Origin of the sequence: Aeromicrobium sp. Leaf245, assembly GCF_942548115.1 — a bacterium.
GTDB lineage: Bacteria > Actinomycetota > Actinomycetes > Propionibacteriales > Nocardioidaceae > Aeromicrobium.
Genome location: NZ_OW824151.1, coordinates 300,920 through 314,881, shown reverse-complemented (window position 1 = coordinate 314,881; position 13,962 = coordinate 300,920). Strand labels below are relative to the sequence as shown.

16 protein-coding genes are annotated in these 13,962 nt (G+C 73.8%); 11 read left to right on the top strand and 5 right to left on the bottom strand.

Annotated features, from left to right (window positions below; translation table 11 throughout):
• Nucleotides 1–3: 3 nt before the first annotated feature.
• Genes NBW76_RS01490 through NBW76_RS01480 form a run of 3 tightly spaced genes read left to right on the top strand, consistent with a single transcriptional unit; the run spans nt 4 to nt 4,303 of the window.
• Nucleotides 4–1,866 (top strand): biotin carboxylase N-terminal domain-containing protein, encoded by a 1,863-nt coding sequence (locus NBW76_RS01490; protein WP_056557093.1) that lies wholly within the window; start codon nt 4–6, stop codon nt 1,864–1,866.
• Nucleotides 1,863–2,822 (top strand): hydroxymethylglutaryl-CoA lyase, encoded by a 960-nt coding sequence (locus tag NBW76_RS01485; RefSeq protein ID WP_200932700.1) that lies wholly within the window; start codon nt 1,863–1,865, stop codon nt 2,820–2,822. The genes NBW76_RS01490 and NBW76_RS01485 overlap by 4 nt, the downstream gene beginning before the upstream one ends.
• 56 nt (nt 2,823–2,878) lie before the next feature.
• Complete coding sequence (locus NBW76_RS01480; RefSeq protein ID WP_056557096.1) at nt 2,879–4,303, top strand: NAD(P)/FAD-dependent oxidoreductase; 1,425 nt, start codon at nt 2,879–2,881, stop codon at nt 4,301–4,303.
• Here NBW76_RS01480 and NBW76_RS01475 read toward each other — a convergent pair.
• Nucleotides 4,300–5,874 (bottom strand): FAD-dependent oxidoreductase, encoded by a 1,575-nt coding sequence (locus NBW76_RS01475; protein ID WP_056557099.1) that lies wholly within the window; start codon nt 5,872–5,874, stop codon nt 4,300–4,302. The genes NBW76_RS01480 and NBW76_RS01475 overlap by 4 nt on opposite strands.
• Nucleotides 5,875–5,939: 65 nt before the next feature.
• Here NBW76_RS01475 and NBW76_RS01470 point away from each other — a divergent pair, with 65 nt between their 5' ends.
• Nucleotides 5,940–6,509: a helix-turn-helix domain-containing protein gene (locus NBW76_RS01470; protein WP_056557102.1), complete on the top strand. Its 570-nt coding sequence runs from the start codon at nt 5,940–5,942 to the stop codon at nt 6,507–6,509.
• 18 nt (nt 6,510–6,527) lie between these two features.
• Here the strand turns inward: NBW76_RS01470 and NBW76_RS01465 are convergent, their stop codons facing one another.
• The gene (locus NBW76_RS01465) at nt 6,528–7,526 is read right to left on the bottom strand and encodes a DMT family transporter (protein ID WP_056557105.1); all 999 of its coding nucleotides are present in this window, start codon (nt 7,524–7,526) and stop codon (nt 6,528–6,530) included.
• A gap of 39 nt (nt 7,527–7,565) precedes the next feature.
• On the opposite strand from NBW76_RS01465, the gene NBW76_RS01460 reads away from it, so the two are divergent.
• Entirely contained in the window at nt 7,566–8,105 is a 540-nt protein-coding gene (locus tag NBW76_RS01460) for a CGNR zinc finger domain-containing protein (RefSeq protein WP_055961822.1), read from the top strand.
• Nucleotides 8,102–8,722: a GyrI-like domain-containing protein gene (locus NBW76_RS01455; protein ID WP_056557108.1), complete on the top strand. Its 621-nt coding sequence runs from the start codon at nt 8,102–8,104 to the stop codon at nt 8,720–8,722. Before NBW76_RS01460 ends, NBW76_RS01455 begins: the two co-directional genes overlap by 4 nt.
• 101 nt (nt 8,723–8,823) lie before the next feature.
• Here the strand turns inward: NBW76_RS01455 and NBW76_RS01450 are convergent, their stop codons facing one another.
• Complete coding sequence (locus tag NBW76_RS01450; RefSeq protein ID WP_055961816.1) at nt 8,824–9,504, bottom strand: EcsC family protein; 681 nt, start codon at nt 9,502–9,504, stop codon at nt 8,824–8,826.
• 77 nt (nt 9,505–9,581) lie between these two features.
• Here NBW76_RS01450 and NBW76_RS01445 point away from each other — a divergent pair, with 77 nt between their 5' ends.
• From NBW76_RS01445 to NBW76_RS01435, 3 genes are all read left to right on the top strand, one after another.
• Nucleotides 9,582–10,541: a phosphotransferase gene (locus NBW76_RS01445; RefSeq protein WP_056557111.1), complete on the top strand. Its 960-nt coding sequence runs from the start codon at nt 9,582–9,584 to the stop codon at nt 10,539–10,541.
• Between the two features lie 17 nt (nt 10,542–10,558).
• Nucleotides 10,559–11,248: a leucyl/phenylalanyl-tRNA--protein transferase gene (gene aat / locus NBW76_RS01440; protein ID WP_082482085.1), complete on the top strand. Its 690-nt coding sequence runs from the start codon at nt 10,559–10,561 to the stop codon at nt 11,246–11,248.
• A gap of 85 nt (nt 11,249–11,333) precedes the next feature.
• Nucleotides 11,334–11,606, top strand: a complete 273-nt coding sequence (locus NBW76_RS01435; protein ID WP_200914486.1) for an HU family DNA-binding protein — start codon at nt 11,334–11,336, stop codon at nt 11,604–11,606.
• Nucleotides 11,607–11,717: 111 nt separating this feature from the next.
• Here NBW76_RS01435 and NBW76_RS01430 read toward each other — a convergent pair whose 3' ends face one another.
• Nucleotides 11,718–12,023, bottom strand: coding sequence for a rhodanese-like domain-containing protein (locus tag NBW76_RS01430; RefSeq protein WP_235493094.1), 306 nt, complete (start codon nt 12,021–12,023; stop codon nt 11,718–11,720).
• 117 nt (nt 12,024–12,140) lie between these two features.
• Here NBW76_RS01430 and NBW76_RS01425 point away from each other — a divergent pair, with 117 nt between their 5' ends.
• A complete protein-coding gene (locus tag NBW76_RS01425; protein WP_162239236.1) occupies nt 12,141–12,584 on the top strand; it encodes an ATP-binding protein in 444 nt (147 codons plus the stop codon).
• A gap of 47 nt (nt 12,585–12,631) precedes the next feature.
• Nucleotides 12,632–13,477, top strand: a complete 846-nt coding sequence (locus tag NBW76_RS01420; RefSeq protein WP_055961796.1) for a DUF5926 family protein — start codon at nt 12,632–12,634, stop codon at nt 13,475–13,477.
• Between the two features lie 9 nt (nt 13,478–13,486).
• Here NBW76_RS01420 and NBW76_RS01415 read toward each other — a convergent pair whose 3' ends face one another.
• Complete coding sequence (locus NBW76_RS01415; protein ID WP_055961793.1) at nt 13,487–13,954, bottom strand: hypothetical protein; 468 nt, start codon at nt 13,952–13,954, stop codon at nt 13,487–13,489.
• Nucleotides 13,955–13,962 lie beyond the last annotated feature (8 nt).

Sequence of the window (13,962 nt, the reverse complement as noted above, 5' to 3'; positions counted from 1 at the left end):
CGCATGACCACCCTCCAGACCGTCCTGATCGCCAACCGCGGCGAGATCGCCCGCCGCGTGGTCCGTGCGTGCCGGACCGCCGGCCTGCGCAGCGTCGCCGTCTTCACCGACCTCGACGCGCACGCGCTCCACGTGGAGGAGGCCGACGAGGCCGTGCGCATCGGCTCCTACCTCGACGTCGAGGAGGTCGTGGCCGCTGCCGTGTTCTCAGGTTCCGACGCCGTGCACCCGGGCTACGGCTTCCTGTCCGAGAACGCCGCCTTCGCGCGTGCCGTGGAGGCCGCCGGGCTCGTGTTCGTGGGTCCGTCGCCCGACGTCATCGAGCTGATGGGTCGCAAGGACCGGGCCCGCGAGGTCGCCGAGCGGGCCGGCGTTCCGGTGACCCCGCGGTACGAGACCGACGACGTCCCCGCCGACGCCTACCCGGTGCTCGTGAAGGCCGCGGCGGGCGGTGGCGGCAAGGGCATGCACGTGGTGCGCCGCCCCGAGGACCTCGCCGACGCCGTGGCCACCGCTCGTCGAGAGGCGGCGTCGTCGTTCGGCGACGACACCCTGCTCGTCGAGGCCTACGTCGAGGGCGGCCGCCACGTGGAGGTGCAGGTCTTCGGCGACGAGCACGGCACCGTCGTGCACCTCTTCGAGCGCGACTGCTCCGCGCAGCGTCGCCACCAGAAGGTCGTCGAGGAGGCGCCGGCCCCGGGTCTCGATCCGGCGCTGCGCACGTTGCTGCACGACTCGTCCTTGGCGCTGTGCCAGGAGGTCGGCTACGTCGGCGCGGGCACCGTCGAGTTCCTCGTCGCGGACTCCCCCGAGGGGCAGACCGCCTACTTCCTCGAGATGAACACGCGCCTCCAGGTGGAGCACCCCGTGACCGAGCAGGTGACGGGCCTCGACCTCGTGCAGTGGCAGCTCGACGTCGCGGCGGGCCTGCCGCTGCCCCTCGCGCAGGACGAGGTCACGTGCACCGGCCACGCCGTGGAGGTGCGCGTGTACGCCGAGGACCCGTACACCGGGTTCCTCCCGCAGGCCGGGCACGTGCTCGACGCGCGCTGGGGCTCTGTCGATCTGCCGCCCACGGCCCGGCACCCCCGCCGGGCCGAGGTCCACGCCTCGATCGAGGGGGAGGCGGTCGTCTCGTCGGCGTACGACCCGATGCTGGCCAAGCTCGTCGCCCACGGGCCCGACCGCGACGCCGCGGTCGACGCGCTGCTCGACGTCGTCGACGCCTCTGCGGTGGAGGGCATCGAGACGAACCTCGGCTGGGTGCGGCGGCTCGTCGACTCGCCGGAGTTCCGCGCCGGCGAGGTGCACACCGGCTGGCTCGACGCCTACGAGGGCCCGCTGCTGGAGCGGCCGTCGGTCGCGCCCGAGGCGCTGCGATCCGCGGCGCTGCTGCTCGGCGAGGCCGACGACGAGTCGCCGTTCGGTCGCGGCGACGGCTGGCGCTCGGCCGGTCCTCCCGTGCCGCTGACGGTGCACGTCGCCGAGCCCGACGGCACGACGCACGACGTCGTCGAAGATCCCGGTCTCGCGCATGCCGACGCGACCGCGCGGGGGCGCCGCGTCTGGGCCACCTGGCAGGGGCAGACGTGGGTGCTCGAGGCCGCCGACGCCATGCGACGCTCGTCGGTGGCGGCCGCCGGCACCGCCGACGTCGTCTCGCCCATGCCCGGTGCGGTCGTGGCGCTCGACGTCGCGGTCGGCGACGCGGTGACGGCGGGTCAGCGGCTCGGCGCCGTGGAGGCCATGAAGATGGAGCTCGCACTCGTCGCCCCCCACGACGGCACCGTCACGCACGTGGGAGCCGCCGTCGGCGACCAGGTGGCGATGGGCCACGTCGTTCTGCACGTGGAGGAGGACGCATGACGCTCCCGGAATCCCCTGCCGCCCAGGGCCCGGCACCCCTGCCGATGGTCGTGCCAGAGCCGGGACTCCCCGACCGCGTGACGATCTACGAGGTCGGCCCTCGTGACGGCCTCCAGAACGAGAAGGCCGTGGTCCCGCTGGAGGTGAAGGCCGCGTTCGTGCGTCGCCTCGTCGCAGCCGGGCTGTCCGTCGTCGAGGCCACCAGCTTCGTCCACCCACGGTGGGTGCCGCAGCTGGCCGACGCCGCCGACCTGGTCGAGGCCCTGCGAGAAGGGCCTCGGTTCGAGCACCCGGTGCTCGTGCCCAACGAGCGCGGCCTCGACCGAGCGCTGGAGGCCGGGTGCAGCCACGTGGCCGTGTTCGCCAGTGCCACCGAGACCTTCGCGGCCAAGAACCTCAACAGCGCCCTCGACGCCCAGATGGCGATGTTCGAGCCCGTGGTGCGACGTGCCCGCGAGGCCGGCGCCGACGTCCGTGCCTACGTGTCGATGTGCTTCGGCGACCCCTGGGAGGGTCCGGTCGACCCCGACGTGGTCGTCCGCGTGGGCAGCGACCTGCTCGAGCTGGGTGCGGTGCAGCTGTCGCTCGGCGACACGATCGGCGTCGCGACCGCCGGCCAGGTGGGCGACCTCGTGCGTCGGTTCGGGGCGGCCGGGGTGGGGCCCGAGCGGCTGGCCCTGCACTTCCACGACACCTACGGCCAGGCCCTCGCCAACGTCCACGCCGGGCTGCAGGCCGGCGTCACGACCTTCGACGCCGCGGCCGGTGGCCTGGGCGGGTGCCCGTACGCGCAGAGCGCGACCGGCAACCTGGCCACCGAGGACCTGGTGTGGTTCCTGACCGGTCTCGGCATCGAGCACGGCGTCGACCTCGACGCGCTCGTGGCCACCAGCTCCTGGATGGCCGAGCAGCTGGGCAAGCCCCCGGCCAGCGCCGTGGTCCGCGCCCTGTCCTGAGCCGTGCGGCCTTGCGGCCGGGCTGCGGGCGTCTGGGGCGGTGACAGGATGGAGCCATGACGTCGGCGGTGGTGGTGGGCAGTGGACCCAACGGGCTCGCGGGCGCCGTGCGCCTGGCGCAGGAGGGTCTCGACGTGACCGTCCTCGAGGCCGCCGACCGCGTCGGCGGTGGGACGCGCACCAGCGAGCTGACCGTGCCCGGGGTGCTGCACGACGAGTGCTCGGCGTTCCACCCGATGGGCGTCGCCTCGCCCTACCTCGCGTCCCTGGAGCTCGAGCGGAACGGCCTGCGCTGGCTCTGGCCCGAGGTCGACCTCGCGCACCCGCTCGACGACGGTCGCGCCGGGGTGGTCAGCCGCGACATGGAGCGCACGGCAGCCTCGCTCGGCGCCGACGCGCGCTCGTGGAAGAAGCTGTTCGGCCCGATCACGCGAGACTTCGACGACCTGCTCGCCGACGTGCTGCGTCCCGTCGTGCACGTGCCGTCGCACCCGCTCACCCTCGCCCGCTTCGGGCTCCAGGCGGCCCTGCCGGCGAACGTGCTGGTCCGTCGCTTCGACGACGAGCCCGCCCGCTCCCTGTTCATGGGCGTGGCCGCGCACGTGTTCGGTCGGCTCGACACGCCGCTCAGCGCCTCGGTGGGCCTCATGCTCGGCGCCGCGGGCCACCGCTACGGCTGGCCGGTCGCCGAGGGTGGCTCGGGATCGATCGCAGCAGCGCTGGTCGCCCGTCTGGAGGAGCTCGGAGGCACCGTGCGCACCGGCGTCGAGGTCACGAGCATGGGCCAGCTGGCCGAGGAGATCGGCACCCGACCCGACGTGATCCTGCTCGACACCTCGCCGCGCGGCGCCCTGGGCATCGTCGGCGACGCGATCCCGCCCCTCGTGGCCCGGCAGCTGCGGGGCTACCGCTACGGTCCGGCGGCGTTCAAGATCGACGTGGCGATCGACGGCGAGATCCCGTGGACCAACGACGAGGTCCGCCGCGCCGGCACCGTCCACGTCGGCGGGTCCGCAGCCGAGATCGTCGACGCCGAGGGACGCACCGCGCGGGGAGTCATGCCGGACCGTCCCTTCGTGCTGCTCGGCCAGCAGCACCTCGCCGACCCCAGTCGCTCGCGCGACGGGATCAACCCGATCTGGGCGTACGCGCACGTCCCGCACGCGTGGCCGGGTGACGCGACGGACCTGATCCTGGGCCAGGTCGAGCGTTTCGCCCCCGGCTTCCGTGACCGGGTCGTGCAGGTGGTCTCCAAGGGCACGGCGCAGCTCGAGGCCGGCAACGCCAACTACGTGGGTGGCGACATCGGCACCGGCGCCAACACGTGGCGCCAGATCCCCCTGCGCCCCCGCCCCACGCTCGACCCGTACTCGCTCGGCGTCGACGGCGTGTACCTGTGCTCCGCCGCCACCCCGCCCGGCGGCGGCGTGCACGGCATGGGCGGCTTCAACGCCGCCGAGGCCGCCCTGCGGCGCCTCTAGGTCGCCCGCGTCGCGACGAGGATGCTGTCGCGGACGGTGTGGGCGCCCATGCCGGTGTGGGTGCGCTCGACGACCTCGGTGCGTGCGTCCCACCCGTCGCCGAGGGCCGGCAGCAGCGCCTCGGGCACGAAGAGGTCGTCGCGGTCGCGGATGCCCGCCGGCACGTCGCCCGGGTGGTGCCCCACGACGAGCAGCGTGCCGCCCGGCGCCACCGCCGCCGAGAGCCGGCGCACGACGTCGAGCATCGGCTCGGGCGGCAGGTGCACGTAGTGCGCGGTCACGAGGTCCCAGCGCTCGTCGCCCGGCTCCCAGGTGCGGATGTCGCCCACCCGGAACGACGTCCGCTCGGCCACCCCCGCCTCCTCGGCGTGCTGCCGCGCCCGGTCGAGACCGGTGGGCGAGAAGTCCATGCCCGTCACGTCCCACCCGTGCTGGGCCAGCCAGATGACGTCGGCACCCTCGCCGCAGCCGACGTCGATCGCGCGGCCCGGCGTGAGCTCCGACGCCTTCACCGGGACCTGCGGGTTCACGCGACCGCTCCAGACCGGAGCCGCCTCGCCGTACCGCTCCTCCCACGCCTCGGGCTCGCGCATCGCGGCGCGCGCGGCCTCCACGGCGGTGTCGGTGTCCTCGGCGACGAGCTGGGCGTTGAGGAGGGCGCCGGTCTGCATGCCGGCCGCGGCCGCGCCGATGACGGTCGCCATCGGTGCGGCGGCGTTGCCGACCGCAAGAACGCCGGGCACGGGGGTCGCCCCGGTCGCGTCGACCTCGAGACCCACGGCCATCGGGGTCCCGTTCATCTCGACCTGCGCCGTCGGCACGCCGAGCAGGTCGGCGACGTCGGTGCGGGCGCGTGGGAACGACGCGACGGCGATCGCGTCGAGCTCCACCACGGTGCCGTTGGCGAGCCGCACGCCCGAGAGTCGGTCATCGGTCACCAGCACCTCGACCACGACGTCGTCGACCACGCGGTGGCCCTTGGCCCGCAGCGGCTCACGCTGCCCGTGGTCCAGTGCGACGCCGTTCGCCAGGACGGTCAGCTGGTCGGTGAGCTGGCCGAACAGGCCGGCCTGGTGCAGGCCCAGGGGGCTGGTCAGCAGCACGCCGACGCGCTGGTCGCGCACCTCCCAGCCGTGGCAGTAGGGGCAGTGCAGCACGTCACGCCCCCACCGCTCGGCCAGGCCGGGGACGTCGGGCAGCTCGTCCACGACCCCGGTGGCCAGCACCACGCGGCGCGCCACGAACCGGCTCCCGTCGTCGACGGCGATGGCGAACGAGGGAACCGCTCCGGGGAGCGCCTCCGCGCCGGTGACGCGACCGCGCACGACGGTCGCACCGTAGGACTCGACCTCCTCGCGACCGATCCGGGCGAGCTCGAGCGGCGGGGTGCCCTCGCGGCCGAGGTAGTTGTGCATGTGGTCGGCCGGGGCGTTGCGCTGCTCGCCAGCGTCGACCACCACGACGGAGCGTCGCGAGCGGGCGAGGACCAGCGCGGTGCTCAGACCGGCGGCACCTCCGCCCACCACGACCACGTCGACGGCGGTGGTGTCAGGAGTGGAGTTCAGGCTCATGGGACGAGCCTGCCCCGCGCGTGCTGACTTGACAAGCAGTGTTGCCGCAATGGCAAACTGGTCCGATGGAAGCCTCGGACCTCGGCGACGTGCTGGCCGGCGTCGGCCCGCGCCTGCGCCAGCTCCGCCTCGAGCAGGAGGCCACGCTCACCGACCTGGCCGATCAGACCGGGATCTCCGTGAGCACCCTCTCGAGGCTGGAGTCCGGGCAGCGCAGGCCGACGCTGGAGCTGCTCCTGCCGCTGGCCGCCGCCCACGGCGTGGCCCTCGACGAGCTGGTCGACGCACCCGAGACCGGCGACCCGCGGGTCCGTGCCCGCCCGGTCGTGCGGCACGGGCGCACCTTCGTGCCGCTCACGCGACGCCCCGGCGGGCTCCAGTCCTACAAGATCGTCATGCCGCCCGAGCCCGGCGCGGAGCCGACCCTCCAGACGCACGAGGGCTACGAGTGGATGTACGTCCTGTCCGGGCGGGTGCGCCTCGTGCTCGGCACCCGTGACCTGACGATCGGGCCGGGAGAGGTGGTGGAGTTCGACACCCGGACCCCGCACTGGGTCTCCTGCCCCGGGCCCCACCCCGCCGAGGTGCTGGCCATCTTCGGCCCCCAGGGCGAACGGATGCACGTGCGCACCTGAGTCGGTCGACGTGGAGGGTCAGGCGCCGGGCGGGACCGGCTCGACGGTCGGACCGACCGACGTCGCGACGCTGCGCTCGCCCAGCTTCACGAGCACCACGCCGGCGAGCACCAGTGCGCCACCGACCAGCTGGGCCGGACCGGGCAGCTCGCCGAGCAGCAGCCAGGCGAAGACGACGGCCAGCAGCACCTCCGACAGCGCCACGAACGACGCGACCCGCGAGCCGAGCCGCCGACCGGCCGCGATGCCGGTGACGTAGGCGAGGGCGGCGGTCACCACGCCGAGCAGCAGCACCGGCACCCACCAGTCGACGGTCGCGCCACCCAGGGCCACGTCGCGGGTGGAGGCCGTCATGGGCAGCACGCCGACGAGGCCCCCGAGGCCGAGCACCGCGGTGCCCACCATCAGCCCACCGCCGGCGAGCGCGAGCGGCGGCACCGCCACGCGGTCGTCGGCCGAGACCAGGAAGTAGGTGGCGGCGCCGACCGTCGCGCCGAGCGCCCAGAGCACGCCGATGCCGTCGAGCGAGACTCCGGAGACCACGCCGAGCACGAGGGCCAGGCCGCCCATGGCCACCACGGCGCCGGCCACCGTGAGCCGACCCGGGCGCTCGCCCCGCGCCACCCACAGGAAGAGCACGACGGCGACCGGTGCCATGTACTCGACGAGCAGCGCCACGCCCACCTGGAGCGTCTGCACGGCGTAGAAGAAGCACAGCTGGGCTCCGGCGACGGCGAGGATCCCGTAGACCACCACGGCGGGCCCGGCGGCCCGGGCGCGGTGCCACCGTCCGCGCATCGCGAGGGCGGCGGGCACGGCCACGACGAGCGCGGCCACGCCCATGCGGATCGTCGCCGCGGCGCCCGCGCTCCAGCCGGTGTCGAGCAGCCCGCGAGCGAGCGACCCCGAGAGCCCGAAGGCGGCGGCCGAGACGAGCGCGAAGACCAGGCCGCTCGAGGTGTGGCCGGACCCGGAGGTCGACGACCGTCGAGTCCCGTCAGGAGCGTAAGTGGTCATGGCTCATGACGGTAGGGCGTCGTGGCATAAGGTGTCAACATGGTTTTCGCTCCTGACACCGAGGCGAACCTCGTCGCGGCCGTCGAGCTCGTGAACACGGCGTCGGATCCCGACACGCTGACCTCGGTGAGCGCGCTCGACGCGTACTACGCCCGGCACGGCTACACCGGCCGGCACGACCGCGACCGCGCGGAGCTCGACGCCGTCCGTGCTCTGCGTGCCGACCTCCGTGCGCTGTTCACGGCCTCCGTCGACGACGCCGTCCGCCGGGTCAACGCCCTGCTCGACGAGCATCCTGCGCGGCTCCGGCTGGTCAACCACGGCCGCCTCGGGCACCACCTGCACGTCGCCGACGACGACAGCCCGCTCCCGTCCCGCATCGGCGTGGAGACGGCCGTGGCCTTCGCCGACGTCGTCAGCGCCGGCGAGCTGTCGCGGTTCGGCGTGTGTGCGGACGACGGCTGCGACGGCATCGTCCTCGACCTCACCCGCAACCGGTCACGGCGCTTCTGCAGCACCACGTGCGGCAACCGGTACGCGGCCGCGGAGTACCGGGCCCGGCAGCGGGAGCAGGAGTGAGCCTCGACCGGAAGTCCGAGCTCGACTGCTACCGCGCCCGGAAGGGCGAGTTCCGTGTGGTCGACGTCCCGTCGCTGACCTACCTCGCGGTCGACGGCCGGGGCGACCCGAACACCTCGCCCGCCTACGCCGAGGCGCTCGGCGCGCTCTACCCCGTCGCCTACACGCTGCGGTTCGCCGGCAAGGCGCTCGGCCACGACGAGGTGGTCATGCCGCTCGAGGCGCTCTGGTGGTCCGACGACATGGCCACGTTCACGACCTCGCGGGACAAGAGTCGATGGAGCTGGACGGCGATGATCCTGGCGCCGACCTGGGTCGACGACTCCGCCCTCGCCGACGCCGTCGCCGCGGTGACGCGGAAGAAGGATCGGCCGGTCGGGCTGGAGCGGGTCACGCTCCGGACGCTCCACGAGGGCCCGTGCATGCAGACGCTCCACGTCGGTCCGTACGACGACGAGGGACCCGTGCTCGCCCGCATGCACGACCACGAGATCCCGGCCGCCGGACTACGGATGACGGGCCACCACCACGAGATCTACCTCGGTGACCCGCGGCGCACCGCGCCGGAACGGCTTCGCACCATCCTGCGTCAGCCCGTGGAGCGCGGCTCGGGCTGATGGGACGGTGCGGATTCCACCGTCTCGGCGGCCTGAGGGTGGAATCTCCACCTCCCGATGCACGTGGGGCTCGTTCGGTGGAGAAGTCACCGCGCGGGGGGCTAGGCGGAGCGGATGTTGCGGTCGCGCAGCTCGCGGGCGGCGTACTGCCCGATCTGGCGCGTGGCCCAGCCGTCGCTGCCGGCGCCCACGGCGCCGCCGATGAGCGGGACGCGCCGCGCGACGAGGGTCACCGCCCGACGTCCGACGGTGCGCGTGACCAGCTCGGCCGTGACCTCCTGGGAGATGATCCGGTCGAGCTCGGGAGAGTGCATGGGCGACGTCGCGAGCGTCATCGGCGCCGAGGGCAGCTTGCCCGAGCGCAGCAGGTCCTTGACGGCGTCCTCGCCGAGCATGCAGACCAGGATCGCGTTGCGGACCCGCGGGTCCTCGAGGTCGTAGCCGCGCAGCGCCGCGATGCCGGCCACCATGTGGGCCTGGACGAGCGTCACGCCGACGACGTTGGCCGGGACGGCGACCGCCACGGCAGCGATGCCGCCGAGGTTGGTCACGAAGCCCTGGGCACCCGCGAGCGCCGTGTGGCGACGGACGTGGCGCGCGATCGCCTGCTCCACGTCGCCGTCGCTGTCCACGAGGTGCGCGTCCGCGGCCTTGCGCGCCGACGGGAGCGGTCCGAGACCGTCGATCGCCCGGTCCAGCACCTGGCGGACGAAGCCGCCGGCGACCTGGGGTGCGATCTTGTTGGTGGCGGCCACAGCCGCCTTGCCACGTAGTCCTGCCATGCCCTCATCCTAGGGACGCGGGCCGCGGCCGCCCGCCGAACGTGGGCGTGGACGGCGGGTGGCCCTACGCTCACCCCATGTACCAGGCGTTCAGCCAGCGGGTCACCTCGCGCGGCTGGCTCGACGAGGCGCACGCCTGGGTGCACGAGCGCGCCGAGGAGGCGGGGCACGTGCTCGCCGGACCCATCCAGCAGCCCCGCGTGCGGCCGTGGTCCACCCAGCTGGTCGTGCCGACCGACCGTGGACGGCTGTGGTTCAAGGCGAACTGTCCGTCGATGGCCTTCGAGCCCGCCCTGCACGAGCTGCTGGCCGGGATCGCCCCCGACCAGGTCGCGGCGCCACTCGCGATCGACCCGGGCCGCGGCTGGATGCTCACGGTCGATCGTGGCGAGACCCTCGGCGACTCGCGCGAGCCCACGCTCGCCGACTGGCGGGGTGTGCTGATCGCCACCGCGCGCCTGCAGCGCCGCCTCGCCGACCACCGCGACGACGTCCTCGCCACCGGCGTCCCGGACTGTGCCCCCGTCACCGTGCCCGACCGGTTCGACGCGCTCCTCGACCTGCTCCGGTCGGTGCCGGCGGACCACCCGTCCTTTGTCGATGCCGAGACCGCCGAGCGGCTGGCCGCGCGACGCGACGAGCTGGTGGAGGCCGTCGCCCGGCTGGCGACGTCGGCGATCCCCGTGACGGTCCAGCACGGCGACGTCCACCCCTGGAACGCCTTCGCCGACCTGCGCGTCTTCGACTTCGGCGACCTGCAGTGGGCGCACGCCCTCGAGGTCCTGAGCGTCCCGTACGGCTGGATCACCTCGCGTACCGACATCGCGTGGGACGAGGTCATGGCCACCTACGCCGAGATGTGGTCCGACGTGGCGAGCCCGCGTGACGTCGCCGAGCTGTACGCGGCCACGGCGTTCACCCAGGCCGTCAACCGCGCGCTCACCTGGTGGGAGTCCCTCGAGACCGCGACGCCCGAGGAGTGGACCGAGTGGGGCGACGCCCCGCGGCACCACCTGCTCCGGGTCCTGGAGGCCTGACCGATGGGCCCGGCCCGATGAGCCCGACACCCCTCCCGCGGTCGATGTGGGAGTTCCACCCCGACGAGTGGCCCGACGGCGACTGCGTGGCCGCGGGCGCCGACCTCGACCCGTCCACCGTGGTGGAGGCCTACCGGTGCGGAGCCTTCCCGATGCCCCACGACGACCGCCTCTACTGGTGGTCGCCGACGGAGCGTGGCGTCCTGGAGCCGTCGGCCCTGCGGGTGTCGCGGTCGTTGCGCCAGTCGGTCCGGCGCTACGAGGTCACCGTCGACACCGCCTTCGCCGAGGTCGTCGACGCGTGCGCCGACCCGAGCCGGCCCGGGGCGTGGATCGACCAGGGCGTCCGCGACGCGTACGTGCGCCTCCACGAGCTGGGCTGGGCCCACTCGGTCGAGACGCGCGACGACGACGGCGCGCTCGTGGGCGGGCTGTACGGCCTGTCGGTGGGGCGGCTGTTCGCGGGGGAGTCGATGTTCCACCGCGCCCGAGACGCCTCGAAGGTGGCCCTCGTCGCGCTGGTCGACCTGGTAGGGCCCGACGCCCTCGTCGACGTGCAGTGGTCCACCCCGCACCTGGAGTCGCTCGGCGTCGTCACGTGGCCGCGCGAGCGCTACCTCGACGCCCTCCCGGCGCTCGTGGACGCCCCCGGACCGGCCTGGGAGTCGCTCCGAGGCCCGATATCACGGGGACGAGGCACGCCGTAGGGCCCGGGGTGCCGCGGAATGTCGGTGTTTCCTCCCTAGACTGACAAGCGCACAACATCCGAATCTCCTAGGAGTCCCCGTGGCTATCTCCCGCAGCGACCTCGTCTCGGCTCTCGCCGAGAAGGCCGACACCACCAAGACGACCGCCGACGACGTGCTCAGCGCGCTCGCCGACGTTCTCATCGACGCCGTCAGCAAGGGCGAGAAGGTTGCCATCCCCGGCATCCTCTCGGTCGAGCGCGTCTCCCGTGCCGCGCGCACGGGCCGCAACCCCGCGACCGGCGAGACCATCGACATCCCCGCCGGCTTCGGCGTGAAGGTCAGCGCCGGCTCGAAGCTGAAGGCTGCCGCCAAGTGAGCTAGGGCGTGCACCGCACGCCCGGCAACGCCACGGCGAGGCCCCCGGACCACACGGTCCGGGGGCCTCGCCGCGTCCGGGCCCTGGCGTGGGCCGAGACGTGGAGCCGGGTCAGGTCGTCGGCCGCCCTGCGGCCTCCCACGCGTCCATGCCGCCGGCGAGGTTGACGACGTCGTGGCCCTGCTGGGACAGCCAGGCCGTCGCGCGGGCCGAGCGTCCACCCAGGTGGCAGACCACGAGCGTGCGGGCCTGCGGGTCGAGCTCGCCGACGCGCGTCGGCAGGTCGCCGAGCGGCACGTGCGTCGCGCCGTCGACGTGCCCGGCGTCCCACTCGTGCTGCTCGCGCACGTCGAGCACCACGAGGTCGTCGGGCAGGGGGTCGGGCAGGTCCTCGACGGTCGTCGTGGGGACGTCCACAGGTCTCACTCCTCGTCTGGTGGGGCGTCCCGCCCGTCCCACCGGCATCGTCCGTCTCGGGAGGCGAGTGGGGCCAGGGGGTGGAAAACCAGGGGGGACATGGTTACTTTGGACTATATGCGTGCAGACGGAGAGAGCGGAGCCGGCGCCACACCGGCGTCGTCACGCCCCTCCGCGACCGTGCGACTGCCGTTCGAGCCGTCCACGCCGAGCATGGCGCGCACCAAGCTCGCGGGCTTCCTGACCGTCCATCGCGCCAGCCCCGGCACCATCGACGACGCCCTCATCGTGCTGAGCGAGATGGTCGCGAACGCCGTGGCCCACGGCCGGCCCGCCGCCGACGGCACCATGGAGATCGGCTGGACGATCGACGTCGATCGCCAGCTGCTCGAGATCAGCGTGCACGACGGCGGCGAGGGCGCCTCGCTCGAGCCGATCGACTTCGACGAGGACTCCCTCAGCGGTCGTGGCCTGTCGATCATCAACCGGGTGGCCGACCGCTGGTGGGTCGACATGTCGGCCGGCACGCGCGTGGGCGCCGAGCTCGCCCTCGACCACTGACGACCCTCTCCTCCGCAGACCTCGGCCCCGCTCGTTAGGGTGCGGCCATGGGAAAGAAGTCGCGCCGCACCAAGGCCCCGAAGCCTGCCCGCATGCCGTTCGTGGCCCGCACGTTCGAGGGACTGCCCGGGGAGGGTGACTGGATCGCGCTGCGCGAGTTCGTGCCCGCAGCCACGGCCACGGTCACGCTCAACGACGGCGAGCAGGTGCGCGTGTGCTCCCTGCTCCCCGGCAGTGGGGCCGGCATCCGCCGTCCCGACGGCGAGATCTGGCTCGGTCTGCAGGTGCTGCACAACCACGGCGACGTGAGCCGCGACCTCGCCGGCACCATCGAGACCGCCCGCGAGACCGAGCCCGGCAACCCCGTCCCCGTGCGCGACCCCGGCGTGGGCGACCGGCTGCAGCAGGTCGTGGACCCGGCGTCGTCGTTCGACGTCGAGGTGCACGACGGCTTCGACTTCTGGGTGGAGGGCACCGATGCCGAGGGCTCCGACGCGCTCGCCCAGGCCAACGAGTCGGTCTCGCCGACCGAGCGTCTGACCTCCGTCGAGGCCGCCTACTGGGTGCGCATGGCCGACAAGCGCTACCTGCGCTGGGTGGTCACCAAGAACGAGGACACGGTGCTCGACGGCTTCGCCCGGCTGGCCGCCGCCGGTGAGGAGACGCTGGGCGAGGGCACCAAGCTCATCGGCATGTTCCGCGCGCACGGCCTGCTCGTGCCGGTGTGGGAGATGGACCCCGCCGTGGTCGACGACGGCGCTGCGGCCCTCGACGCCCCCCTCGCGGCGCTGTCCGAGCGTCTGGACGCCGCCATCGCCGACGACGCCCCGCTCACGTCGGAGCAGCGCAACGCCCGCTCCAACTTGACGAGCCGCCAGCTCACCATCCGCTGAGCCGGGCGGTCAGCAGGCGCCGACGACGCCGGTCTTCAGTCGCTTGGCCACGATCGTGCCGTTGACGCGCGTGGAGAACTTGCCCGAGGCGTACCACTGGACGCGGCCGCTGCCCTGGGCTGCGGACGTCTGGGCGACGTCGCGCTGCTCGCCGAACCAGCCGTCGGCGTCGGGGGCGTAGGCCACGCGTGTCCAGCTGCCGCCGCAGGGGCGTCGGAAGAGCGCCAGCTGGGTGACGGCTCCCTGGCCCGGCTCGGGGCGGGACAGCCCCTTGGCCGTGCCTCGCTTCGCGGTGCGGTCGAACTCGACGAAGACGCACGGCTTCGACGCGAGCATGGCGACGTACTGGGAGGCGGTGAGCCCGCTGCCGTCGTTGCCGTCGCAGTTGACCTTGCTGACGGTGTCGGCGTGGGCGGGGGCGGCCGCGAGGGCCGTGGACGCGACGGCAAGGGCGGTCGCGGAGAGCAGGCGCTTCATGAGGGGGT